The 23,851-nt window shown below is 67.3% G+C and carries 20 protein-coding genes; 10 read left to right on the top strand and 10 right to left on the bottom strand.

The features are described 5' to 3' along the window. Nucleotides 1-110: 110 nt before the first annotated feature. Nucleotides 111-722 carry a nucleotidyltransferase family protein gene (locus tag AVJ23_RS20500; protein ID WP_084794830.1) on the top strand — a complete coding sequence of 204 codons (612 nt, stop codon included), beginning with the start codon at nt 111-113 and terminating at the stop codon, nt 720-722. A 286-nt stretch (nt 723-1,008) separates the two neighbouring features. Here AVJ23_RS20500 and AVJ23_RS20495 read toward each other — a convergent pair whose 3' ends face one another. Continuing rightward, complete coding sequence (locus AVJ23_RS20495; RefSeq protein ID WP_169795957.1) at nt 1,009-4,233, bottom strand: Ig-like domain-containing protein; 3,225 nt, start codon at nt 4,231-4,233, stop codon at nt 1,009-1,011. A 988-nt stretch (nt 4,234-5,221) separates the two neighbouring features. Here AVJ23_RS20495 and AVJ23_RS20490 point away from each other — a divergent pair. The 4 genes from AVJ23_RS20490 to AVJ23_RS22955 all read left to right on the top strand — a co-directional run bounded on the left by AVJ23_RS20490 (nt 5,222) and on the right by AVJ23_RS22955 (nt 8,910). Then, entirely contained in the window at nt 5,222-6,751 is a 1,530-nt protein-coding gene (locus AVJ23_RS20490) for a CHAD domain-containing protein (RefSeq protein ID WP_058864100.1), read from the top strand. Next, complete coding sequence (locus AVJ23_RS20485) at nt 6,748-7,494, top strand: ParA family protein (RefSeq protein WP_058864099.1); 747 nt, start codon at nt 6,748-6,750, stop codon at nt 7,492-7,494. The genes AVJ23_RS20490 and AVJ23_RS20485 overlap by 4 nt, the downstream gene beginning before the upstream one ends. Then, the gene (locus AVJ23_RS20480; protein WP_058864098.1) at nt 7,491-7,958 is read left to right on the top strand and encodes a CYTH domain-containing protein; all 468 of its coding nucleotides are present in this window, start codon (nt 7,491-7,493) and stop codon (nt 7,956-7,958) included. Before AVJ23_RS20485 ends, AVJ23_RS20480 begins: the two co-directional genes overlap by 4 nt. Before the next feature lie 259 nt (nt 7,959-8,217). Further along, nucleotides 8,218-8,910, top strand: coding sequence for a hypothetical protein (locus AVJ23_RS22955; protein WP_157772745.1), 693 nt, complete (start codon nt 8,218-8,220; stop codon nt 8,908-8,910). A 245-nt stretch (nt 8,911-9,155) separates the two neighbouring features. On the opposite strand, the gene AVJ23_RS20475 is transcribed toward AVJ23_RS22955, so the two are convergent. From AVJ23_RS20475 to AVJ23_RS20465, 3 genes are all read right to left on the bottom strand, one after another. Next, nucleotides 9,156-9,929, bottom strand: a complete 774-nt coding sequence (locus AVJ23_RS20475) for an ATP-binding cassette domain-containing protein (RefSeq protein ID WP_058864097.1) — start codon at nt 9,927-9,929, stop codon at nt 9,156-9,158. Nucleotides 9,930-9,949: 20 nt separating this feature from the next. Continuing rightward, nucleotides 9,950-11,020 carry an ABC transporter permease gene (locus AVJ23_RS20470; protein ID WP_058864096.1) on the bottom strand — a complete coding sequence of 357 codons (1,071 nt, stop codon included), beginning with the start codon at nt 11,018-11,020 and terminating at the stop codon, nt 9,950-9,952. 255 nt (nt 11,021-11,275) lie between these two features. Next, nucleotides 11,276-12,316 (bottom strand): sugar ABC transporter substrate-binding protein, encoded by a 1,041-nt coding sequence (locus AVJ23_RS20465; RefSeq protein ID WP_058864095.1) that lies wholly within the window; start codon nt 12,314-12,316, stop codon nt 11,276-11,278. 175 nt (nt 12,317-12,491) lie between these two features. Between AVJ23_RS20465 and AVJ23_RS20460 the strand changes: the two genes are divergently transcribed. Genes AVJ23_RS20460 through AVJ23_RS20450 form a run of 3 tightly spaced genes read left to right on the top strand, consistent with a single transcriptional unit; the run spans nt 12,492 to nt 15,692 of the window. Next, nucleotides 12,492-13,670, top strand: coding sequence for an ROK family transcriptional regulator (locus AVJ23_RS20460; RefSeq protein WP_058864094.1), 1,179 nt, complete (start codon nt 12,492-12,494; stop codon nt 13,668-13,670). Between the two features lie 31 nt (nt 13,671-13,701). Next, on the top strand, nt 13,702-14,679 hold the full coding sequence (locus tag AVJ23_RS20455) for a beta/alpha barrel domain-containing protein (RefSeq protein WP_058864093.1): 978 nt from the start codon (nt 13,702-13,704) through the stop codon (nt 14,677-14,679). Then, nucleotides 14,676-15,692: a carbohydrate kinase family protein gene (locus tag AVJ23_RS20450; RefSeq protein WP_058864092.1), complete on the top strand. Its 1,017-nt coding sequence runs from the start codon at nt 14,676-14,678 to the stop codon at nt 15,690-15,692. The genes AVJ23_RS20455 and AVJ23_RS20450 overlap by 4 nt, the downstream gene beginning before the upstream one ends. 78 nt (nt 15,693-15,770) lie before the next feature. On the opposite strand, the gene arsJ is transcribed toward AVJ23_RS20450, so the two are convergent. The 3 genes from arsJ to AVJ23_RS20435 are packed head-to-tail and all read right to left on the bottom strand — an operon-like array spanning nt 15,771 to nt 18,926. Then, nucleotides 15,771-17,042 (bottom strand): organoarsenical effux MFS transporter ArsJ, encoded by a 1,272-nt coding sequence (arsJ, locus tag AVJ23_RS20445; RefSeq protein ID WP_058864091.1) that lies wholly within the window; start codon nt 17,040-17,042, stop codon nt 15,771-15,773. 37 nt (nt 17,043-17,079) lie between these two features. Beyond that, nucleotides 17,080-18,078, bottom strand: coding sequence for an ArsJ-associated glyceraldehyde-3-phosphate dehydrogenase (locus tag AVJ23_RS20440; protein WP_058864090.1), 999 nt, complete (start codon nt 18,076-18,078; stop codon nt 17,080-17,082). Continuing rightward, the gene (locus AVJ23_RS20435) at nt 18,075-18,926 is read right to left on the bottom strand and encodes an arsenate reductase/protein-tyrosine-phosphatase family protein (RefSeq protein ID WP_058864089.1); all 852 of its coding nucleotides are present in this window, start codon (nt 18,924-18,926) and stop codon (nt 18,075-18,077) included. The genes AVJ23_RS20440 and AVJ23_RS20435 overlap by 4 nt, the downstream gene beginning before the upstream one ends. Nucleotides 18,927-19,096: 170 nt before the next feature. On the opposite strand from AVJ23_RS20435, the gene AVJ23_RS20430 reads away from it, so the two are divergent. Further along, nucleotides 19,097-20,053, top strand: a complete 957-nt coding sequence (locus AVJ23_RS20430) for a zinc-binding metallopeptidase family protein (protein WP_058864088.1) — start codon at nt 19,097-19,099, stop codon at nt 20,051-20,053. Nucleotides 20,054-20,069: 16 nt separating this feature from the next. On the opposite strand, the gene AVJ23_RS20425 is transcribed toward AVJ23_RS20430, so the two are convergent. From AVJ23_RS20425 to dctP, 3 genes are all read right to left on the bottom strand, one after another. Further along, entirely contained in the window at nt 20,070-21,470 is a 1,401-nt protein-coding gene (locus tag AVJ23_RS20425; RefSeq protein ID WP_058864087.1) for a TRAP transporter large permease, read from the bottom strand. Further along, on the bottom strand, nt 21,470-22,099 hold the full coding sequence (locus tag AVJ23_RS20420) for a TRAP transporter small permease subunit (protein WP_058864086.1): 630 nt from the start codon (nt 22,097-22,099) through the stop codon (nt 21,470-21,472). The genes AVJ23_RS20425 and AVJ23_RS20420 overlap by 1 nt, the downstream gene beginning before the upstream one ends. Nucleotides 22,100-22,192: 93 nt before the next feature. After that, nucleotides 22,193-23,209: a TRAP transporter substrate-binding protein DctP gene (gene dctP / locus AVJ23_RS20415; protein ID WP_058864085.1), complete on the bottom strand. Its 1,017-nt coding sequence runs from the start codon at nt 23,207-23,209 to the stop codon at nt 22,193-22,195. A 431-nt stretch (nt 23,210-23,640) separates the two neighbouring features. On the opposite strand from dctP, the gene AVJ23_RS20410 reads away from it, so the two are divergent. Next, nucleotides 23,641-23,851 (top strand): acetyl-coenzyme A synthetase N-terminal domain-containing protein (locus AVJ23_RS20410; RefSeq protein ID WP_276203226.1); only part of this gene is annotated, 211 nt, incomplete at its 3' end.

The following is a 23,851-nucleotide window of genomic DNA, read 5'->3' as shown; positions in this document are numbered from 1 at the left end:
CACGGTGACGCCATTTGGCGTCACTTTTGCCAGCAAAACCGTGCCTTTGACACAGAATTCTGCGCAAGATCGTTGCGCCGCACGGGGGTGTGTCTGGTATGTTCTTGCCCATGCATGACATAGCCATCCTGATTCCCGCAGCGGGCTCCAGTTCCCGCATGAAAGGACGCGACAAGCTGACCGAAGAGGTCGAGGGCTTGCCGCTCCTGCGCCGACAGGCGAAACGCGCGATCTTCACCGGGGCGCATGTCTCGGTGACGATCCCCTGCCATGACCACCCGCGGGCCGCGGCGCTGGCCGGCCTACCCGTCCAGCTGGTCGCCGTGCCGGATTCGGAGCTGGGCATGTCCGCCTCGATCCGCCGCGGCATCAGCTTCCTGCCGCACGGGATCCGGGCGGTGATGATCCTGCCGGCCGACATGCCGGATGTGGAAACGGCCGACATCCTGCGGCTGGTCGAGGGGTTCCGCGCCACCCCCTTCCCCATGCTGCAACAGGCCACGGCTGCCGACGGCACGCCGGGTCACCCGGTGCTGTTCCCGGCCGACTGCTTCCCGGCGCTGCAACAGTTGACCGGCGACAAGGGCGCGCGCGACGTGCTGCGCGCCAATGAACACCGGGTGCGCCGCATCGCCCTGCCCGGCCAGCGCGCGCTGACCGATCTGGACACGCCCGAGGCCTGGGACATGTGGCGCGCGCGCCAGACCCCGATCCCGGCCTGATCCGCGCCCGCGCGGGTCAGGCCCTGCACCGCGCTCGCGCGGACCTACCCCACCCAAGAGGCACAAAAAACGGGGCGGTCGCAGGACCGCCCCGTTTCATGTGTCCGTCCCGGTCGCGCCCCGGGTGATGACGGGCCCAGTTCCCGCCATGATTCCCGCCCCGCGCACCATGCACCACGATCCGCGCCGCGCCGAGACAAGGAAGGCGCGACAGGGGACCGGGGGCGCGTGGCACACCGGGGTGGCGGTGCCGGAACGGGCTGCATATTCCGTTCCGGCGGGGCGCTTACTTGATGGTCAGCAGCGCGGCCTCGTGCTTTTTCAGCGAGCGGCGCGCGGCGCTGTAGGCCTTGAGCCCGTCGGCATGCTCGAGCTCGGGGAAGAGTTCGAGGATCTCCTCGCGCTGCGCGTTGCCGATGCCCTTGAGCGTGTAGTCCCCCGGCTGGAAGCTTTCGGTCCAGGCGCCGTTGGACAGCACCACCTCGTGCTGGTCGAACATAAAGTGGATGTAGGACACGCCCAGCGTCTCGACCTCGTCCACGCCGTCCAGCCCGGTCAGGTGCTTGGCGGCCACCAGGACCTCGCGCTCTTCGAAGAACAGCGCGGTCTTGTCATTGGCGACCAGCACGCGGTGGTTGGGCGAGACCAGCATGTCATGCTCGGGCAGGCCCTTGCCCAGCGCGCCCTGCTGGATGAGCACCGGCTTCATGTGCGGCTTGCGCGCCAGGTCGATCCCGCCCAGGTCCTTGCGGCCCAGCCAGCGGATCTCCTGGATGCCGTTGTCGCGGGTGATGACCCGGTCGCCGACCTGCAGGTCCTCGACCAGCCGCTCGCCCTCGGGGGTCGCGATCAGCGTGCCCGGGGTGAAGCAGGGCACCACCTCCTCGATCTCGAAGAAGTCGAAATCGCCGGTCACGTTGCCGTCGCCATCGAGGAACTCGATCGTGCCGTCGATGCCGTTGCCGTTGCTGTCGGGCGAGGTGTCGACGATGCGGAAATCCACGCCCGGCGTGCCGATGGCCGAGACGTCCAGCCGGTCGAAGTCATCCCCTTCCGAGCCGCCGTCCACGGTGTCGTTCGTACCTGCCGAGGCGCTGTCGACGATGATCACATCCTGGTCCGCACCGCCGACGATCGAGTCCGCGCCGTCGCCGCCGTTCAGCGTGTCATTGCCCTGGCCGCCTTGCAGCGTGTCGCTGTCGCCACCGCCCAGCAGGATATCCTCGTCGATGCCGCCATCCAGGCTGTCATCGCCCGAACCGCCGACCAGCGTGTCGTCATCGTCGCCACCGATCAGCGTGTCGTCGCCGAGCGCGCCCATCAGGCTGTCGCGGTCATTGCCCGGCACCGGGTCGACATCGTCGGTCAGTTCCAGCGCCGCAAGGTTGGAGCCGTCGATGAAATCGTTGCCCTGCCCGCCATCCAGCGTGTCCGAGCCATGGCTGCCGATCAGCGAGTCGTCGCCCTGGCCGCCCATGACGAGGTCGTCGTCGATGCCGGCATCGATCGTGTCATTGTCGCCGCCGCCGTCGATCGTGTCGTCATCGTCGCCCGTGGCGATCGAGTCGTTGCCCAGGTTGCCCTGAACGCTGTCGCGCCCGTCATCCTGGTTCGGATCGGCAGTGAAGCCGAGGTCGTTGAGCGGCGTGCCCGGCGCAAAGGCGGGATCGTCGCCTTCGTAATCGCTGAACGTGTCGACCCCGGCGATGATCGTATCATTGCCCTGGCCGCCGGTGATCGTGTCGGCACCCTGCACGTCGAAGAGCGAGTCGTCGCCGCCACCGAGGTCGACGAGGTCGTCGTCGATGCCCGGCTCGACCGTGTCATTGCCGCCGCCGGCGTCGATCGTGTCGTCATCGTCACCGGTCTGGATCAGCTCGGCCGTGCCGTCGCCGGTCACCGTGTCGAGATCGTCGGCCGGGTCCGGGTCCTCGTCCAGCCCGTCCAGCGGGTCGAGCGCCTGGTCCGCCGGGTCGACCGGGAAGACGTCCGTGTCGATGCGGGCCGGGCCGGGCTCGGTCACGGTGACGATGATCTCGCCCTCGTCGGTGCCGCCATTGCCGTCCGAGACGGTATAGGGGATCGTATCCTCTCCGGTGAAGCCGTCATTGGGCGTGTAGGTCACCGACCCGTCGCCGTTCAGCGTGGCGGTGCCGTTGGCCGGATCGCCCAGCATGCTGACGCTCAGCGGGTCGTCCTCGGCATCGGTGTCGTTCTCGGTCGGGTCCAGCGTGACCGGGGCGTCCTGCTCGGTGGTCGCGGTATCATCCACCGCCACCGGGGGCGTGTTGGGCGTGCCGACCGTCACGGTGACGGTCGCGGTGTCGGTCAGCCCGTCATCATCCGCGATCGTGTAGGTGAAGGTGTCCGTGCCGGTGAAGCCGTCATCGGGCGTGTAGTCGACCGAGCCACCCGCGCCGATCGCCGCGGTGCCGTTTGCCGGGTCGCTCGTGTCGATGGTGAAGAAGTCCTGGCCCTCGGGGTCGCTGTCATTGGCCAGCACGTCGATATTGACCGGGGTGCCCGCCGTGGTGCTGCCGGTATCGTCCACCGCGTCGGGCGCATTGTCGCCGCCGCCATTCTCGGGCTCGACGGTCACGGCGACCTCGCCGGTGGCGGAATTGCCCTCGGGATCCTCGATCGTGTAGCTGATCATGGCCGGGCCGTTATAGTCGGCCGGCGGCGTGTAGGTCAGCGTGTTGTCGGCATTCACGGTCACGCTGCCGGTATCGGTGGTGGCGCCGGTCACGGTCAGTTCGCCGCCCTCGGGGTCGCTGTCATTTTCCAGCACGTCGATGATGACGGCCGTGTCCTCGGGCGTGCTCGCCATGTCGTCATTGGCCACCGGCGGCAGGTTGCCATCCGTGTCCACGGTGGTGAAGTTCACATCCGAGATCGTCACGCCCTGCTGGCCGGCGGCCCCGTTGGCATAGGCAATGGTGATCGAGCTGACCGGCTCCGAGATCGTTACCAGGACCGAGCCGTCGGGATCGGTGAAATCGGTGGTGGTGGTGCCGGTGATGGTCTGCCCCGACACGTCCAGGTTCGCGGTCTCGGGCGTGATCGTGACCGCGACGGGTTCGCCCGCGGCATTGGTCGCGCTCAGCGTGATGATATCCTGGAAGGACCCGCCATCGACCTCGCCCAGATCGCCCATCGTGGCATTGGCGTCGATGTCGTTCAGGCGGAAGGTGACGTTCTGCACCTGGTCGGTGAAGCGGTCGGTGTCGGTGGCGCGGAAATCCAGCGTCGCCGAGGCCGTGTCCGCCATGCCGTCATCGTTCATGTCGTCGAAAAGCTTGAGGAAGGAATTGTCGCTCAGCCCGTCATCGGGATCGCCATAGCCGCCCGCGTTGAAGGTAAAGGCAGTGGCGCCGGGATCGACCGCCTCGAAGGTGATGTCGACCGCCACGCCGCCGGCATCGACGCTTGCCGTCACGCCGGGGGCCGTGGATTCCAGGTTCGTGCCGTAAGGACCCAGATCGCCCCAATTCAATGTCAAATCAGCCATAATAAGCCCTCTTTCACTCCGATCGGGGGGCATCCCCCAGCCGCACAGGCGGCGACAATGCCCACGGCACTGCCCGTTTCCTCATTTGCTCGTCATGCCTGCGAAATGCGAAGTGGATCGCGCTGCCTCTGCCCACGTGTTTTGCGTGAACGAAGATCGCTTTCTGCGGCTACGGACGGATTCTCCGCCCTCGCGTCCCTTCGCACCCTCGCGGATGCATCACAGTTCGGCGGCCGCCCCCGTGGCCAGCAGTCTTCACCCCCCAGTTGGGCTTGCCGTTAGTGATAGGCCCAAGACCGCCCTGCCGGAAGAATAAAATGTCACGGATCGCACACTTGCCGCCGCGGCAGGTTCGAAAAGGCGCCGCGAAAAAGCCGCGACTTTTCCTATGGTTGCAAGACAGGCGTTTCCAGTCGCCCCACCAATTTCGGCGATTCCGGCCGAAAAAGGCCGGAAATCGCACCGAAATTCGCGTCCTTCCGCGAAAGGCGCGCCCGAATTGTCGCAAGACGCGGGACAATCCCGCCGCGCCGCCACGGCCCGCGATCCCGCCTCCGCGCTGGCCGGATTGTGTCGAGATTTGTTACCGCAGCCGAACCAATCCCGAACCCGCCGCGCCATTGATGAGCCAGCTTCCCGCGCAAACGTCAAAAAAGCTCGAATCATTCGAGACAAATGCCATCGGTCGCGCCTGCATCACGCCTCTCCAGCCGCAACCACCCTCCGGCCGGGCCGGCCCGGTCACGCGTGCATCCTCCGTCAGGAGCAGATCTCGCGGATGGTTGAGAAAGGGTTAACAGGACCGACCTTCGGTTCTCGTCTCCTGGCAAACAACGCGAGTCACCGCTCCGGCGCGCACCTCGCGCAGGATTTCGCATCTTGCAGAGCTATAATTTGTATATACACTCTTGCACTGGCCGGGGCGTGCGTTACAACGCCCGGCCTCAAGACCGACAACCGACCGGAGCAAGGCACTGGACACGACCACATGACATCCACTTCCCCGATACCGCTTCTGTTCGCCGGGGATCTGCTGCCCCGGCTGGACGCGCTGGCCAGCGACAAGCGCCGGGTGATCTGCGAGGACGCAGCGCCGGACAGCCGCTTTGCGCTGATCGACACGTTCGACGGGGCCATCAGCGCGGCCGGCATGCTGCTGCTGAGCGATGGCGAGAGCTGGCACCTGCTGCAGCCCGCGGGGCCCGCCCTGCGCCAGCACGCGACCGAGCCCGGCTTTCCCGACGCGCTGCCCGAAGGGCCGGTGACCGAGGCGCTGCGCCCGGTCCTGTCCCCCTTGCGGCGGCTTCTGGTGCAGGGCACCGGCACGGCCGCGCATCACGGGCTGCGCCTTGTGGACGATCTCGACAAGACGCTGGTGCGCGGCGAGCTCTGGCGGCTGGAGGCCGAAGACCGCGTGGCCTCCCTGCTGCTGCTCCGCCCGCTGCGCGGCTATGACAAGGCGCTCGACCGGCTGCGGGGCGATCTCGACCGGCTGGAAGCGCTGAGCGCCACCGATGCGGCCGGGCTGCGCGGGCGGCTTGGCGCCGAGGCGGTGCCCTATACCAGCAAGCCCGAGATCGGCATGGCGCCGGACGAGACCGCCTTTCGCGCGGCCTGCGACATCATCGCCACGCATCTGGCGGTGGCGCGGCGCAACGAGCCGGGCACGATCGCCGATCTCGACACCGAGTTCCTGCATGACTACCGCGTCGCGCTGCGCCGCGTCCGCTCGGTCGTGTCGCTCTTCAAGGGCGTCTTCTCCGAGGACCAGACGCAGGAGCTCAAGGACCGGTTCGGCGCGCTCATGGCCGAGACCGGGCGGCTGCGCGATCTCGACGTCTACCTGATCGAGCGCGACACCTACCTGGAGCTGGTGCCCGACGCCATGCGCCCCGGGCTGGAACGGCTGTTCGACATGTTCGCCGAAGAGCGTGACGCCGAGCAGGCCCGGCTGGCCGAGCACCTGCAGAGCGAAGCCTACGCCAAGGAGATCCGCAAGCTTCAGAAGCTGTTCGACAAGCCCAAGAAGCTGGAGCGCGGCCCCAAGGCCGCCCGCTCGGCGCTGGAATTCGCGCGCAAGCTGATCTGGGCGCGCTACCGCAAGGTCTGCGCCAAGGCGGCCCAGATCGACGCGGGCACGCCCGACGCCGTGGTGCACGAGCTGCGCATCCACTGCAAGAAGCTGCGCTACCTGATGGAATTCTTCGCGCCGCTCTTCGGCAAGGCCGAGATGAAGCCCCTGATCAAGGCGCTGAAACGGCTGCAGGACAATCTCGGGCTGTTCAACGACTACTCGGTCCAGCAGGCCGAGCTGGGCGCCGCGCTGGACCGGCTGGGCGCGCTCAAGCCCGCGCAACGGCTCGAGATCGCCACCAGCCTCGGAGCGCTGCTGACCGTGCTGGACCAGCGCCAGCGCGCCGAGCGGGCCCGCGTCGTCGACAGTTTCGCGCGGTTCGACAGCCCCGCGACCCGCGCCGGTTTCGCGGCGCTCTTTCATGGCAAGGGAGGCAAGCGATGAAGATCCTGGCCTGCTATTCGAACAAGGGCGGCGTCGGCAAGACGGCCGCGGCGGTGAATGTCGCCTACGGGTTGCGGCGCGCGGGCAAGCGGGTGCTGCTCTGCGATCTCGACCCGCAGGGCGCGTCCAGCTTCTATTTCCGGGTCAAGCCCTCGAAGAAGCTCAAGGATGCGCGGTTCTTCTTCGACGTGGCGCGCTTCACCCGCGCAATCCGGGGCAGCGATTTCGAGGATCTCGACATCCTGCCGGCCAACATGACCTTCCGCAATTTCGACGTCTTCCTGTCGCGCATGAAGAACAGCCGTTCGCGCCTGCAAAAGGCCCTCAAGAAGGTGGGCAACGAGTATGACGTGGTGGTGCTGGACTGCCCGCCCAACATCTCGTCGCTCTCCGAGAACGTGTTCAAGGCCTCGGACGCGATCCTCGTGCCGATCATCCCCACCACGCTGTCGGAACGCACCTTCGAGCAGTTGATCGAGTTCTTCGACGAACACGACCTTCCCAAGAAGAAGATCCTCGGCTTCTTCTCCATGGCGCAGGCCTCGAAGAAGCTGCATGTGGGCACGATCGACAAGATGAAGGCCGATCATGGCAAGCGGCTGCTGGACGTGGCCGTGCCTTTCGCGACGGATGTCGAGAAGATGGGCGTGCATCGCGCGCCCGTGGCCACCTTTGCCGGATCGCGCCCCGCGGCGGCGGCCTATGACGCGCTGTGCCGCGACGTGCTGGAGCGGTTGGGATGAGTGTCGAGATCGAACGCAAGTTCCTGGTGACCGCCCTGCCCGATCTGGACACCACCGAGGCGCGCGAGATCCGGCAGGGCTACCTGACGCGTCCCGGCGACTCGGTCGAGATGCGGCTGCGCCAGAAGGGCGCGCGCTTCTACCTGACGCTCAAGGGCGGATCGGGGCTGTTGCGCAGCGAGCGCGAGAGCGAGATCGACGCCGCCCTGTTCGAGACCTTCTGGCCCGCCACCGAGGGCCAGCGCATCGAGAAGACCCGACACGAGGGGCGGCTGCCCTGCGGCACCGTGTTCGAGCTGGACCTCTTCGCCGGGCGCCACGCGCCCTTCCGCCTTGTCGAGGTGGAGTTCGACGACGCGGCCGCGGCCAAGGCCTTCATTCCGCCCGACTGGTTCGGCCGCGAGGTCACGGGCGAGACCGCCTATGGCAACAAGGTGATGGCCTTCGACGGGGTGCCCGCCTGAGGCGGACCCCGTGTCGGGCCGTAGACCGGGGACGTCCTTCGCCCCCCACAGGACATGCCGCTGATCGCTTCCCACCTGCGGGGGCGATCGGCGGTCGATGTCGGCTTCGAGCCCAAAGTGCAGAATGCTGCGCGATGCTTGAATGTCAGCTTTGAGCTATTAGGAGCGGTCGTGGCTTTAGCTAAACAGATTCATGTGTTGCTTGTGTCACGCTACTGATGGGGGACAAATGCTCAATAGAGAAATATTAAAAAATTTCATGAATTCATTCTTGGGTTACGGCGATTTCGATGCCGACACTTGGTTCATTGGAATGGAAGAAGGTGGTGGCGATAGTCTGAAAGATGTTGAGACACGCATCAGCACGTGGGTAAAACGTGGAAACTGTACCCTTGAGGACTGCGCGGAGTACCATATCGCAATTGGAGCTGATCATTTGTTCACCCCTCCCGTGCGCGCCGCGCAAAGAACATGGGATTGGCTGATGCGGGCTCAGCTTTGTTCTGAAGGAAAACCGCATGACAGCGCTGCATCAAAAACTATGCAGGGTGAACGCTGGTTGCGCCACGGATCCAAGACGTGCGGGCTTGAATTGTTGCCTCTCCCTTCACCAAGCACAAGAGTGTGGCACTACGACCAATACTCTAGCGATCCGGTGTTAGTCGATCGGGCTACCTATAGCGAGGCAATGCTACCAATTCGCAAAGCGAAGATCAAATGTGCGATAGATGAGCACAAGCCCCGCAATGTCGTATTTTACAGCAAAAAGTATCTGGCTCATTGGCAAGACATCGTAGGCGTGAGCTTTGAGCAGCAAAATGGGTTAGCCTTTGCCAAGGCGGGGGGCACCTCTTACTTCTGCACTTTGCACCCGACAGCACAGATAAAGGGCGCAGGGCAAAAGATAGCATATTGGCAAGACATCGGTGCACGGTTAGCTGATGGAGTTTAGTTTTTTGGGTCTGAAGGCCTCACTCTGAGAGAGTTGGAGCCTTGGCGCACCGGTTGCCAAAACAGACATTGGCGCAGCCGCAGCGAAAGCTCGCTGTGTCCGCACTCCCGATATTCGACACGACACCGCCTTCGCACTCTCGTGCGAAGGCGCCGGTTTTCTGACAGCCGATCCCGGTCAGGCCTTTGGGCGTCACGAGGTCTGGCAGGGGCCGGGGACAGCGCCCCCGTGCCCTCAGCCCGTGCTCAGGCCGCCTCGGCGGCGGTGGGCTCCTTGGCGCCGGTCATGAAGGCCACCGCGTCGGCCATGGTATAGTCCTTGGGGTCGATCACGCAGAGCCGCTTGCCCAGCCGGTGCACGTGGATGCGGTCGGCCAGTTCGAACACATGCGGCATGTTGTGGCTGATCAGGATGATCGGGATCCCGCGCGAGCGCACGTCGAGGATCAGCTCCAGCACCTTGCGGCTTTCCTTGACCCCCAGCGCCGCGGTGGGCTCGTCGAGGATGATCACCTTGGAGCCGAAGGCCGCGGCGCGCGCCACCGCCACGCCCTGGCGCTGGCCGCCCGACAGCGTCTCGACCGCCTGGTTGATGTTCTGGATCGTCATCAGGCCAAGGTCGTTCAGCTTCTCGCGCGCGATGCGCTGCATCTCGGCCTTGTCCAGCCGGCGGAAGAGCTGGCCCATCAGCCCCTGCTGCCGGATCTCGCGCCCCATGAACATGTTGTCGGCGATGGACAGCGCCGGGCTCATGGCGAGGGTCTGGTAGACCGTCTCGATCCCCGCGGCGCGCGCGTCGATCGGGCTCTGGAAATGGACCGGCTTGCCTTCGAGCTCGACCGTGCCGGCATCGGGCACGACCGCGCCCGAGACCGCCTTGATCAGGGTCGACTTGCCGGCGCCGTTGTCGCCGATCACGGCCAGGATCTCGCCCGGCATCAGCTCGAAGTCGCAATTGTCCAGCGCGGTGACCTTGCCGTAGCGCTTGACGAGGCCGGTGCCCTTGAGAATGGGTTGCATCTGTCTCTCCTCCCTCGCACTCACGCGGTGACCTTGCGGATCCACTGATCCACGGTGACGGCGGCGATGATCAGCGTGCCGATCAGCAGGTAGGTCCATTGCGGGTTGGCCCCGCCCATGCGCAGGCCCAGCTCGAAAACGCCCACGATCAGCGCGCCGAAGAAGGCGCCCATGATCGAGCCGCGTCCGCCGAAGAGCGAGATCCCCCCGATCACCACGGCGGTGATGGACTGGATGTTGCCGATCACGCCGGTCGTGGCCGAGGGCGAGACCGAGCCGAACCGGCCGATCATGACCCAGCCCGCCAGCCCGCAGATGAAGCCCACCAGCATGTAGACCGACATCAGCGTCCTGTGGCGGTCGACCCCGGCCAGCTCGGCCGCCTCCGGGTCGTCGCCCACGGCATAGACATGCCGCCCCCACGCGGTGGAGCGCAGCGCGTAGGCCAGCCCGAAGATCAGCACGATCATCAGCACCACGCCCAGCGTGAAGATCGCGCCGCCGATCTCGAACTTGGTGCCGAGGAATTGCAGGAAGGCGGCCTGCTCCTCGATGTCCTGGCTGCGGATCGTCTCGTTCTGCGAATACAGGTAGTTGGCCGCCAGCACGATCTGCCACATGCCCAGCGTCACGATGAAGGGCGGCAGCTTGATGCGGCTGACCAGCCAGCCGTTCACCGCCCCAACCGCGGTGCCGATGGCGAGGCCGCAGGCCACGGCGATGGCCGGCGGGATGCCGTAGCGGAAGGTGAACTGGCCCATGATGACCGAGCACAGCACTGCCAGCGCGCCGACCGACAGGTCGATGCCCGCGGTGAGAATGATCAGCGCCTGTGCCGCCGCCAGCACGCCCACGATCTGCACCTGCTGCAGGATCAGCGTCATGGCGAAGGGCGAGAAGAAACGCGAGCCCAGCACAAGCCCGAAGACGAGGATGGCGGCAAGCAGCACGATCAGCGGCACCAGCGCCGGGTTCACATGCAAGGTGTGGTGCAACCGCCCGACGAGGCCCTTGCCCTCGTCATCGGCAAAGGATGCGACCTCGGTGGATGCGCCGCTGGCGGCGGCTTCGTAATTGTCCGAATTGGGCATGAACCCCTCCCGTTCGCGTCAGTCGCGGCGCCCCGTCACGGGGTCGCTGCGGGCCGGGCGCGGCGCCGATCCCGGGCCTCTGCGCCCCCGGCCTGAACATGCTGTCAAGCGATGGCGCAGGAAAACGCGCCTGCCGGGTCGGCGGGCCGCCGCGCGGCTGTCGCCCATGTGTCATGGCGGGGGCCGGCGCGGGGCCCCCGCCACAGGCTCAGGCACGGGACCTGCACGCAGGTCGCGCGCAGATCCCCCGGCGCCTCAGCCCCAGCACTTCTCCAGGCCTTCCTCGACCCCGATCGACTCGACGCCCTCGGCCGGCGCGTCGGTCACCAGCGCGACGCCGGTGTCGAAGAAATCCTTGCCCTCGGTCGCCTCGGGCTTGGTGCCATCCTTGGCCCAGGCCGCGATTGCCTCGACACCCAGCGAGGCCATCAGCAGCGGGTATTGCTGCGAGGTGGCACCGATCACGCCCTCGGCCACGTTCTGCACGCCGGGGCAGCCGCCATCGACCGACACGATCAGCACGTCATCGGCGCGACCGATATCGCGCAGTGCCTCGTAGGCGCCGGCCGCGGCGGGTTCGTTGATCGTGTAGACCACGTTGATCATCGGGTCCTTGGCCAGCAGGCTCTCCATCGCCTTGCGGCCGCCCTCCTCGTTGCCGGCGGTCACGTCATGGCCGACGATGCGCGGATCGTCCTCGTCGCCCCACTGGTTGGGATCCTTGATGTCGATGCCGAAGCCGGTCATGAAGCCCTGATCGCGCAGCACGCCCACGGTGGGCTGGCTGATGGCCAGGTCCAGCATGGCGATCCGGGCATTCTCGGCCTCGTCGCCCAGCGTTGCCGCGGCCCATTCGCCGATCAGCTCGCCCGCCTTGAAGTTGTCGGTGGCGAAGGTCATGTCGGCCGCGTCGATCGGGTTCAGCGGCGTGTCCAGCGCGATCACCAGCAGCCCGGCCTCGCGCGCCTGCTCGACCGCGGGCACGATGGACGAGGTGTCCGAGGCGGTCAGCAGGATGCCGTTGGCGCCATTGGCAATGCAGGTCTCGATGGCGTTGACCTGCGTCTCGTGGTCGCCATCCACCTTGCCGGCATAGCTGTTCAGCTCGATGCCCAGCTCCTCGGCCTTGGCGGTCGCGCCCTCGCGCATCTTGACGAAGAACGGGTTGGTGTCGGTCTTGGTGATCAGGCAGGCGCTGACATCCATCGAATGGCTGCCCGCCTGCGCGGTCCCGGCCAGCGCGGCAAAGGCCAGCGCGGATGCGCCCAGCGCAAACGTCTTGGTGAGTTTGGTCACGGTTGGTCCTCCCTAGGATTCCTTGTTGGGGCCACCGGCCGCCTCCTCCGACAACCGGCCTCCCTCGCACTCAGGAGAAACCGGATTCGCAGGCGCTGTCAATAAATCATTCACTCTTAATTATTATTGACTCGATCCCGGCCCCTCTCCATTCTCGACCGCGGGAGGACATGTCGTGGAAAGCACTCAGGCCAGCGCCGGGCTTCTGGCACGCGGGACCAACCAGAGCGGCATGCGCGCGCGCAACGAAAAGCTGGTGCTGACCATGCTGCGCGTGCACGGCCCCATGGCCAAGTCCGAGCTGGCCCGCGCCACGGGCCTGTCGGTGCAGACCGTGTCGGTCATCATGCGCGCGCTGGAACAGGAGGGGCTGCTCTTGCGCGGCGAGCCGGTACGCGGGCGCGTGGGCCAGCCCTCGGTCCCCATGCGGCTGGCCCCGGACGGCGCCTATTTCGCCGGGATCAAGGTGGGCCGGCGCAGCGTCGAGATGGTGCTGATGGATTTCGTGGGCACCATCCTGCACCGCCAGCTGCGCACCCATGACTTCCCCACCCCCGACGGCGTGCTGGATTTCGTCACCCAGCGCCTGACCGGCCTGCTGGAGCAGGTGCCCGCCGACCGGCGCGACCGGATGGCGGGGCTGGGCGTGGCCATGCCCTTCTTCCTGTGGAACTGGGCCGAGCATCTGAAGGTCCCGCCCGAGGACATGATGTCCTGGCGCGCCGTGGACCTGCAGCAGGACCTGAGCCGGCATTTCGACATGCCGGTCTACCTTCAGAACGACGCCTCGGCCGCCTGCGGCGCCGAGGTGCTGTTCGGCCCGCAGGACGGGCCGCGCGACTTCCTCTATTTCTACCTGGGCTATTTCATCGGCGGCGGGGTGGTGATGAATGGCAGCCTCGTGACCGGCCACGGCAATGCCGGCGCGCTGGGGCCCCTGCCCGTGCCCGACGGCAAGGGCGGCATCTGCCAACTGCTCGAACGCACCAGCCTGTCGGTGCTCGAGGCCCGGTTGAAGGCCGCGGGGGGCGAGACCGATTATCTCTGGCGCGCGCCGCAAGACTGGCCGGTCGATCCCGCCATCCTGCAGGACTGGATCACCATGGCCGCGGACGGGCTGGCCCATGCCATCGTCTCGGCCTGCGCGGTGTTCGATTTCCCGGCGGTGCGCCTCGATGGCTGGCTGCCGCGCCCCGTGCTAGACCGGCTGATCGCGGCCACGCGCGACGCGCTGTCCCGCCAGAACCTGTCGGGGTTGATGGAGCCGGTGATCGTCGCGGGCGGTGCCGGTCCGGATGCGCGCGCGCTGGGGGCGGCCAGCCTGCCGCTCACCGCCCGCTACATGATCGGCTGAGCCGGGGGCGCCCGGCAGAGGGAGGACGCGCATGACACGACTGGACGACAAGCTGGCCCGCATCCGCGCCGGGCGCTACACGCCATCCGATTTCATCATCGCCGATGCCAAGGATGGCGACATGGCCTTCGGCTGCGCCACGCCCGGCGCGGGGGCGGACGGGCGGATGAAACCGCTGTCGGCCTATCGCGACGACATGCAGAGGGTGATCGCCTCGGGGCTGGCCGACATCCTGTTGATGTCGGTCTCCAGCGCCGAGGTCATGGCCGAGCGCGACGCCTTTGCCGGCAGCGACGTGACCCCCGCGGTGCGGCTGAACGACACGACCGATATCTGGCAGGCCCGCGGCGGCGCCTATCCCGGCGCGCGCGCCCTGCCCTTCCGCACCGCGCGGCTGGACCGCGCCCGCGACGTGGCCGGGCTGGGGCTCTTCTCGGTCACCTTCTACAACGACCTCGCCCATGACCACGCCATGCTCGAGGCCTATGCACAGTTCCGCGACGAGGCCGGCGCGGCGGGCATGGCGCATTTCCTCGAGATCTTCAATCCGCAGGTCCCGGTCGTGGTGAACGGCGATTTCGCCAGCTACAACAATGACATGATCGTGCGCTGCCTGGCCGGCGTGGCGCGGCGCGACCGGCCGCTCTTCCTCAAGGCCGCCTATAACGGACCCCGCGCCACCGAGGAGATCGCCGGCTACGATCCCGAAAACCTCGTCTTCGGCATCCTCGGCGGCGGCGCCGGCACCACGCGCGACTGCCTCGAACTGCTGGTCCAGGCCGAACGCTACGGCGCGCGCGTCGCGCTCTTCGGGCGCAAGATCTACCGCTCCGAGGATTCGGTCCTGATGCTGGGCGCCATGCGCCGCGTGCTGGAAGAGCGCCTGCCCTCGGCCGAGGGCGTGCGCGCCTACCATGCCGACCTGCAGGCTGCGGGCAAGGCACCGTTCCGTGCGCTCGACGACGATCTCGCGCTCACCGAAGAGGTGCTGCGCGCGGCCGCGCCATGACCCGGGCGGGCGTGCTGACCGCGGGCACCTGGGTGGTCGACCGCAACATCACGGTCGATCTCTGGCCGGACGAGGACATGCTGGCCACCGTGCAGGACATGACCCCCGCCGGCGGCGGGCCGGGCTGCAACTTCGCCGTGGCGCTGCGCCGGCTGGACCCTGAGATCCCGGTCGAGACGCAGGGCCTGATCGGGGCCGGCGAATGGGGCGATTTCCTGCTCGGCGTGGCGGATGCGCATGGCATCGACCGGCGCGGGCTGCGCCGCAGCGAGGAAGCCGGCACGCCGATGACCGACGCCTATCTCTCGGCCCGCAGCGGCCGGCGCACGCATATCTTCTTTCCCGGCACGGCGCCGCTGCTGACGCCCGACCATTTCGACCTCTCCGCCACCGGGGCCGGGCTGCTGCATCTCGGTCTGCCCGGCATCCATGACCGCATGGACGCGCCCTGGGAGGGCGACGCCAATGGCTGGGTCACGGTGCTGCGCCGGGGCCGCGCGGCAGGCCTGCGCACCAACATGGAACTGGTCACCGCCGAGGATTCATTGATCCGCCGGCTGGTCCTGCCCTGCCTGCCCCATCTCGACACGCTGGTGGTCAACGATGCCGAGATCGGCGCGCTGGCCGGGCGCGACACCCTGCAAGGCGGCACCACCGACATGGAAGAGGTCACCCGTGCCGTGCAGGAGGTACTGGGCCGCGGCGCCATGTCCGAAATCGTGGTGCATTTCCCCACGGGCGCGGTCTATGCCGACCGCGACGGCACGCTGCATCACGCGCCCTCGGTGGCCATCCCCGATGCCGAACGGGTGGGCGCCAATGGCGCGGGCGATGCCTTTGCCGCGGGCTACTTCCTCGCCCACCTGCGCGGCTGGCCGCCGCAGGACCGTCTGCGCATGGGCCATGCCAGCGCCGCCGCCTCGCTGCGCGCCGCCGACACCTGTTCGGGGATCACCACCTGGCGCGACTGCCTCGACAGGGCCGCAGCCTGGGGCTGGCGCGACACGCAATAACACTGCGCGCCCTTTCATCTTTCCCGAAATACTCCCGCCGGAGGCGTCCCGCCCGCGCCACCCGCCCCGCACGCCGGATCAGGGCGCGACAGTCTCGGCCCGCAACCGCCCGGCCGCCAGCGCGCTCAGCGCCACCATCACGCCGGCCGTGGCAAGGCAGGCGCCCACCCCGCCCAGCTGGTAGCTGACCCCCGACAGAAGCGTGCCCAGCAGCCGGCCGGTGGCGTTGGCCATGTAGTAGAACCCCACATCCATCGTCACCCGCTCGCCCTTCGAGAAGGCGAGGATCAGGTAGGAATGCAGCGAGGAGTTCACCGCAAAAAGCGCCCCGAAGACCAGCAGCCCGGCGATCAGCGCCACGGTCAGCCAGCCCACCGGCGCGCCGGCGACAAAGACCAGCGCCGACAGGACCAGCGGCACGCCCAGCAGCGCCAGCGCCCAGCCGCGCGCGGCGGCGACGATCTCGGCCTCGGGGCGGGTCGCGGCACGCAACGCGCGCGGGGCCCAGGCCTGCACGGCGCCGTAGAGGATGGTCCAGACCGCCATGAAGGAGCCGATCACGAAGAAGGCGAACCGGTTGCCCTCTTCCGTTCCATCCGAGAGCACGGCATAGAAATAGACCGGGATGCCCACCACGAACCACACGTCGCGCGCGCCGAACAGGAAGACCCGCGCCAGCGACAGCCAGTTGATGTTGCGGTCCTTCGAGAAGACCTCCGAGAACTTGGCCCCCTTGCGCCCGGCGGGCAGCCCGCCCGGCATGCGCAGGGCCAGCACGACCAGCACCAGCGCCAGCACCGCCGCCATGCCCAGCACCGCCGGGACGAAGCCCGCCAGCGCCAAGAGCGCCGCGCCCAGCAGGAAGCCAAGCCCCTTGACCGCGTTCTTCGACCCGGTCAGCGCGGCCACCCAGCGGAACAGCCCGCCCTGCCCCGAAGGCGCCAGCAGCTTGACCGCGGATTTGGCCGACATCTTGGACAGGTCCTTGGCCACGCCCGAGACGCCCTGCACCGCCATCACGAAGATCACCGAGGCGGTCAGGCTCCAGCCCGGGTCCAGCTGGGCCAGCGCCAGCAGCGCACCGACCTGCAGGCTCAGCCCGGCATAGAGGGTCGAGCTCAGCCCGAACCGCGCCGCGATCCAGCCGGCCGAGAGGTTGGTGACGATGCCTGCCAGCTCGTAGAGCAGGAAGAGATAGGCCAGCTGCACCGGCGAGAAGCCCAGCGTGTGGAAATGCAGCAGCACCAGCATGCGCAGCGCGCCATCTGTCAGCATGAAGCCCCAATAGGCGGCCGTGACCGCGATATAGGCGGCCAGCCCGTCGGGCCTGTCGGGGGTCGTGTCGGTCACGGCGCGCTCCTGTCGCTTGAGCCTTGAGGGAGAGGTCCTAGAGGCGGTCGCCGACCATCCGGGCCACGTCGGCCAGGCGGTGGGCATAGCCCCATTCATTGTCGTACCAGGCGTAGATCTTCACCTGCGTGCCGTTGACCACCATGGTCGAGGGCGCATCGACGATCGCGCTGCGCGGGTCGTTGGTGTAGTCGGTCGAGACCAGCGGACGGGTCTCGTAGCCGAGGATGCCTTTCAGATCGCCCTCGGCGGCGGCCTTGAAGAGCGCGTTGACCTCCTCGACGTCGGTCTCCCGCTCCACCTCGAAGACACAGTCGGTCAGCGAGGCGTTCAGCAGCGGCACGCGCACGGCATGGCCGTTCAGCCGCCCTGTCAGCTCGGGATAGATCAGCGTGATCGCCGTGGCGCTGCCGGTGGTGGTCGGGATCAGCGCGTTCAGCGCCGAGCGCGCGCGGCGCAGGTCCTTGGCCGGCCGGTCGACGATGGTCTGGGTGTTGGTCACGTCATGGATCGTGGTGATCGAGCCGTGCCGGATCCCGAGGGTCTCGTGGATCACCTTGACCACCGGCGCCAGGCAGTTGGTGGTGCAGGACGCGGCGGTCACGATGTGATGCGCCTCGGGATCGTAGATGGCGTCATTGACACCATAGACGATATTGGCCGCGTTGCCGTCCTTGACCGGCGCCGAGACCACGACCTTCTTCACGCCACGCTCGAAATAGGGCGCGATGCGGGCCTCGGTCTTGAAAGACCCGGTGCAGTCGATGACCACGTCGACACCGTCCAGCGGCAGCTCGGACAGATCGCGCGTGCCGAAGACCGGGATCCGCGTGCCGTCGATGGTGATGCTGTCCGCGTCGGCGCTGAAGTCGGCCTCCCAGCGGCCATGCACCGTGTCGAATTCCAGCAGATGGGCGTGCATCGCCGGGTCGCCCACGGCGTCGTTCAGAAAGGCGATCTCGGCGCCGGACTCCAGCAGCGGCTTGAGGACAAGCTTGCCGATGCGGCCAAGGCCGTTCAGTGCGTAGGTGGTCATGCGTCTTCTTCCGTCTTGGCAATGTCGTCGACCCGGGCCTGCAGGCTCGCGCGGTCCAGGGTCTGGAACGGCAGCGCGGCAAAGGCGCGGATCCGGTTGCGCAGCGCGCCGTAGACCTGCTGGAAGGCCAGCCGCTTCTCGGCATCGGTGCCCTCGGCCTTGACCGGGTCGGGCTGGCCCCAGTGCCCGGTGATGGGCTGGCCCGGCCAGGGCGGGCATTCCTCGTTCGCGGCGCGGTCGCAGACGGTGAAGACGAAATCGAGCGGCGGCGCACCCGCGCCCTGGAACTCGTCGACATTCTTGGCGCGCAGCGCGCTGATGTCATGGCCCTTGGACTCCAGCAGCTCCAGCGCGAAGGCGTTGAGCTCGGAATAGGGGCGCGTGCCGGCCGAGAAGGCGTTGAACCGGTCGCCGGCCTCGGCGCGCAGCAGCGTCTCGGCAAAGATCGAGCGGGCCGAGTTTCCGGTGCAGATGAAAAGCACGTTGTATTTCTGGTCGGACATGGGGGTCTCCGATGCGGGGCTTTGGCGGGGCTTAGCAGGGTAAGATGACAGGCAGATATCAGGCCGGCCGCGACAGCAATCCGCGGCCAGGTAGGTGACGAGATCACCGGCCCGGCCGGTATCTGCGCGGTAGCGGATCGAGGTGCCGGCGCGATGCTGGGTGAGCAGGCCCACCTGGTGCAGCTGCGACAGCGCCGCCGAGAGCGACGAGGCCGGCAGTTCCAGCGCGGTGGCGATCTCGCCCGCCGGCACGGCATCGGGATAGCGCCGCATGAGCAGCCGGAAGACCGACAGGCGGCGCGGATGCGCAAGGGCGGAGAGCTGGCTGATGATATCTTTTTCCATATTTCCGGAATATCCGAAATAAAGAGCGATGCAAAGCCCCGATCTGCCCCGCTGGACGGTTTTCCGCCGAACCCGAGGGCAGAGCCGCGCAAAACCCGCTTGGCGCCGGACCTGCGCGCGCCTATCTGGGCAGCGACGCCGGGGCCTGCCGCCCCTCGGGGGTGTCAGACATGCAGATCTTTCCCTGCCCGACCTGCGCCGCGCCGGTCTATTTCCACAACCTCGCCTGTCGCTGCGGTGCGCCGGTCCAGTTCGACCCGGACGCGCAGGCCATGCAGGGCGCGGACAGCCCTTGCGCCAACCGCGCCGATATCGGCTGCAACTGGCGGGCCGAGACGGAGGGGCTCTGCCGCTCCTGCGCCATGACCGAGACGGTGCCCGACCTGCGCGCACCCGAGAACCTGCCGCTATGGAGCAAGAGCGAGTTCGCCAAGCGCTGGGTGCTGGCCAATCTGGCGCGCTGGGGCTGGTTCACCCCGGCCGATCCCGGCGCCCGGCCGCGCTTTCGCATGCTCTCCGAGCGCACCGCTCATGGCGAGACGGATGTCATCATGGGCCATGCCGACGGGCTGATCACGATCAACGTCACAGAGGCGAGCGACGCGGTGCTGGCCGAGCGGCAAGAAGAGTTCGGCGAGCTCTACCGGACAATGATCGGCCATGTCCGCCACGAGATCGCGCATTTCCTGCAGCTGCGACTGTCCGAGGATGCCGAGTTTCTCGACCGCTTCCGCCAGCTCTTCGGCGACGAGCGGGCGGATTACGGCGCTGCCCTGCAGGCCCACCATGCCGATCCGCAACCGCCGGGCGAGACGCATATCACCGGCTATGCCACCGCCCACCCGCATGAGGACTGGGCCGAGACCATCGCCCACCTGCTGCATCTGGTGGATCTGGTGGACAGCGTGGCCGCCACGCATCTGTCCCTGCCCGAGGGGCCGGGACAGGATTACGACGCCTATGCCGAACCGGAGGCCGAGACGCTGCTGACCTGCGCGGTCGACCTGTCCATCGCGGTGAACCACGTCAACCGCGCGCTCGACCTGCCCGACCTCTACCCGTTCGTGCTGACCGAGCCGGTGCGCGAGAAGCTGCGCTTTGCCCACGGGGCGCTGCGCCGGGGCTGAGCCGCCCCGGCCCGCTTCAGGCCAGCGAGGGCAGCCAGAGCACGATCTGCGGGAAGGCCACCAGCAGCGCGATGGTCACCGCGTCGGCCACGAAGAAGGGCGTCACCCCGCGGAATACGTCCTGCACCGACAGCTCGGGACGCACACCCGCCACGACGAAGCAGTTCAGCCCGATGGGCGGGGTGATCAGGCAGAACTCGGCCATCTTGACCACGAGGATGCCGAACCAGATCGCACACATCGTGCCCGACATGCCGAAGGCGCTGTCCGCCGCGCTGACCGTCTCGCCCCCGTTCAGTGCCATCACCGCCGGGTAGACCACCGGCAGTGTCAGGAGCAGCATGCCGATCGCGTCCATGAACATGCCCAGCACGGCATAGGCCAGCAGGATGCAGACGAGGATCAGCATAGGCGGGTAGCTGAGCGAGGTGATCCAGTCGGCAAAGGCCGAAGGCAGGTCCGCGAAGCCCAGGAAACGCACGTAGATCAGCACGCCCCAGATGATCGTGAAGATCATGATCGACAGTTTCGCCGTCTCGACCAGCGCGTCGCGCAACTCGGGCAGGCGCATGCCGCGCCACAGCGCCATGCAGAAGACGATGAAGGCGCCGATCGCCCCGCCCTCGGTCGGCGTGCCCCAGGCATCGCCGCCGAACGGGTTGTAGACGAAGAAGATGATGATCACCACGACCGCCACGATGGGCAGCGCCGGCGGCAGGCTGGCAAAGCGCTCGCGCCAGGTGAAGCCGGTGACCGGCGGGCCGAAGCTCTTGAGGCTGAGCGCCAGGATCACGATCAGGAGCCCGTAGACCAGCGCCGAGAACATGCCGGGGATGAAGCCCGCCAGCAGCAGCTTGCCCACGTCCTGCTCGACGATGATGGCATAGATCACGAGGATCGCCGAGGGCGGGATCAGGCTGGCCAGCGTGCCGCCCGCGGCCACGACCCCGGCGGCGAAACGCTTGTCATAGCCCACTTTCAGCATCTCGGGGATGGCGATGCGGGCAAAGACGGCGGCCGTGGCCACGCTGGCGCCCGAGACGGCGGCAAAGCCGGCCGTGGCAAAGACGGTCGAGACCGCCAGCCCGCCCGGCACCCAGGCGATCCAGCGCTTGGCGGCCTCGAACAGCGCGCGGGTCAGCCCGGCGTAATAGGCCAGGTAGCCGATCAGGATGAAGGTCGGGATCAGGCTCAGCGCCTGGCTGGCCACCTTGCCATGCGGCACTTGGCCCGCGGTCTTGACCGCCACCCCCAGCGCCCAGCCGAACATCTCGGGGTCATAGCCGCGCTTGTCCCAGAAGATCCAGATCAGCCCGACAAGCCCGGCAAAGGCCGCGGCAAAGGCCACGCGCATGCCCAGCACCACCAGCACCAGCAGCCCGCCAGTGACCCAGAGCCCGATCTCGATACTGTCCATCAGTCGTGCCCCCGCACCTGTTCGGCCTCGGCCGCGGCCATCTCGGCCGCCGACATGACCAGCGGCACCGCCACCGGTTCGCTCAGCCCCAGCACGAAGGCCCGGCCATAGCCCCAGAGCTGCAGCACCAGCCGCAGGCACATGACCGCGAAGGCCACCGGCACGACCAGCTTGGCCGGCCAGATCGGCAGGCCGATATCGATCGAGCTGTCGCGGCTCCAGTTCGGGGTCGAGAAATCGAAGCTGCGGTCGAAATGCGCCCAGGTTCCCCAGACCAGCAGCGCCATCAGCAGCAGGATTGCCAGCGTGGTCAGGAACTCGGCCGCCCAGAGCAGCCGGCCCTTCAGCTGGCCCACGACGATGTCCATGCGGATATGGCCGCCATTGCGCTGCACATAGGCGATGCCGAAAATCGCGATCAGCGGCATGGCCGCCTCGATCCAATCGACATAGCCGCGCAGCGGCTCGTTGAAGCCGTTGCGCCCGGTGACCGAGACCACCGCCAGCACCATCAGCGCGAAGGCCCCCAGCCCCGAGACCAGCGCCATGCCCCATTCCAGGCGCGCCAGCCCGCGGTCGAGCCGCGACAAGAGGCTGTCATCCTCGAGGACCGAAGCCTGTCCCGCCATCCCGCACTCCCGTTCCTGAGATCCGCCTGCCCATGCGCAAGACGCGGCCCCGGCAGACGGTCCGGGGCCGCGAGGATGCCGCGAAGCTCCGGCTCAGTTGCCGGCGCGCGCGCTTTCCAGCGTCGAGAAGACGAGGTCATAAAGCTCCTGCGCGGGCAGGCCCTGCGCGCTCATCTCCTCCAGCCAGGCGGCATGGATCGGGTCGCCGGCCACCTCCCGGAACTTGGCAAGCTCGCCCTCGGCGATCTCGACCTTCTGGACGCCCTTCTCTTCCAGCACGCTGTCCCATTGCTGCAGCAGTTCGCCGTAATTGGCCAGGTAGTGGTCGATCGCCTCGTCGACCGAGCTGTCAAGCGCGGCGCGCTCCTCGTCGGACAGCGCCTCGTAGGCGTCGATATTCACCACGATCGGGCAGTTCACCGTGCCGGGGTTCAGGTTCGCCGTCCACCAGTCGGCCTGGTTGATCGTGCCGAAGGACAGGTGGGCGTGCTGGGCAAAGGCTACCGTGTCCACGACGCCGGATTCCATCGCCTGGTAGGCCTCGGAGGAGGTCACGGAGGTCGGCACCGCCCCCACGGCGCTGAAGGCGCGGCCCAGCCCGCCCGTAGCGCGCACCCGCATGCCGTCGAACTCGGCCAGCTCGTCGCGCGGATCGCCGGTGCCCACGATGTTGTATTGCGGCATGGGGCTGGTCATCAGCATCTGCGCGTTCCACTGCGCCATCTCCTCGGCCACGGCCGGGTGGTCATAGATGGCATGGCTGACCGCGACCTCCTCGTCGAGGTTCGAGACCCCGAGGAAGGGCAGCTCCAGCACCGTGATCGCGCGGTTCTTGTCGGGGTGGTAGCCGGCGCAGAACTGCGCCATCTCGAAGGCCCCGATCGAGATCCCGTCGAGGTTCTCGGTGTTCTTGGACAGCCCGCCATAGGAGATGTTGATGGTGAAGGCGCCGTCGGTCTTCTGTTCGACCAGCTCGGCCAGCTTGTGCACGTGTTCGGTGAAGGCGCGGCGCTTGCCCCAGAGCGAGGCGTTCCACTCGGTGGCGGCGGCCTCGGTGACGAAGGTGGCGGCGATCGCGGTCGTCAGCAGACGCGCGGCAAGTCGGGTCATGGTGTCTCCTCCCTGGATGACCGGCGGGTCTGGGCCCGCCCTGCAGGGAGCGTAGAGAAACCCGGCCCGCGATCAAGCCCGATCATGGCGCCATGGATTCGCGCGAAAGGGGTGTCGATGCGGTATACCAAGGCATACCGCATCGTTTTGTCACACCCGCGTGAGCGGTGCCCGCCCGCCCCCGGCCCGGGGGCGCGGCGGCCGGACAGGGCGAGAGCGGCCCTTGCGGAAGTCAGGAAAACAAGGGGCTTAGCCGGATCGCGGAAAATTGATTTACTGATTGTCAGCGCTAAACGAAAATTATTTACAGCCAAATACCTATTTTTGCAGGGAATATTCCATTATTTTCCAGACCGGTTATGGTGAGCCCAATCGGTTGACGGCGAGTCTTGACGCGTCGTCACGAAGGACACTGGATGGGGGAGACTTCCATGACTGACCAAGCCAAAGCGACACCGGAGACCGCGGTCTATCCGCCCTCGGCCGAGACCGTCGCCCGCGCCCATATCGACGCGTCCGGGTATGATGCGGCCTATGCGCGGTCGGTGTCGGACCCCGAGGGGTTCTGGGCCGAGGAGGCGAAGCGGCTGGACTGGATCAAGGCGCCGAGCGAGATCCGCAATGTCGACTTCACGCTGGGCC

Origin of the sequence: Pseudoponticoccus marisrubri (assembly GCF_001482405.1) — a bacterium.
GTDB classification, from domain to species: Bacteria; Pseudomonadota; Alphaproteobacteria; order Rhodobacterales; family Rhodobacteraceae; genus Pseudoponticoccus; species Pseudoponticoccus marisrubri.
This window is presented reverse-complemented; position numbering and strand designations above follow the sequence as displayed.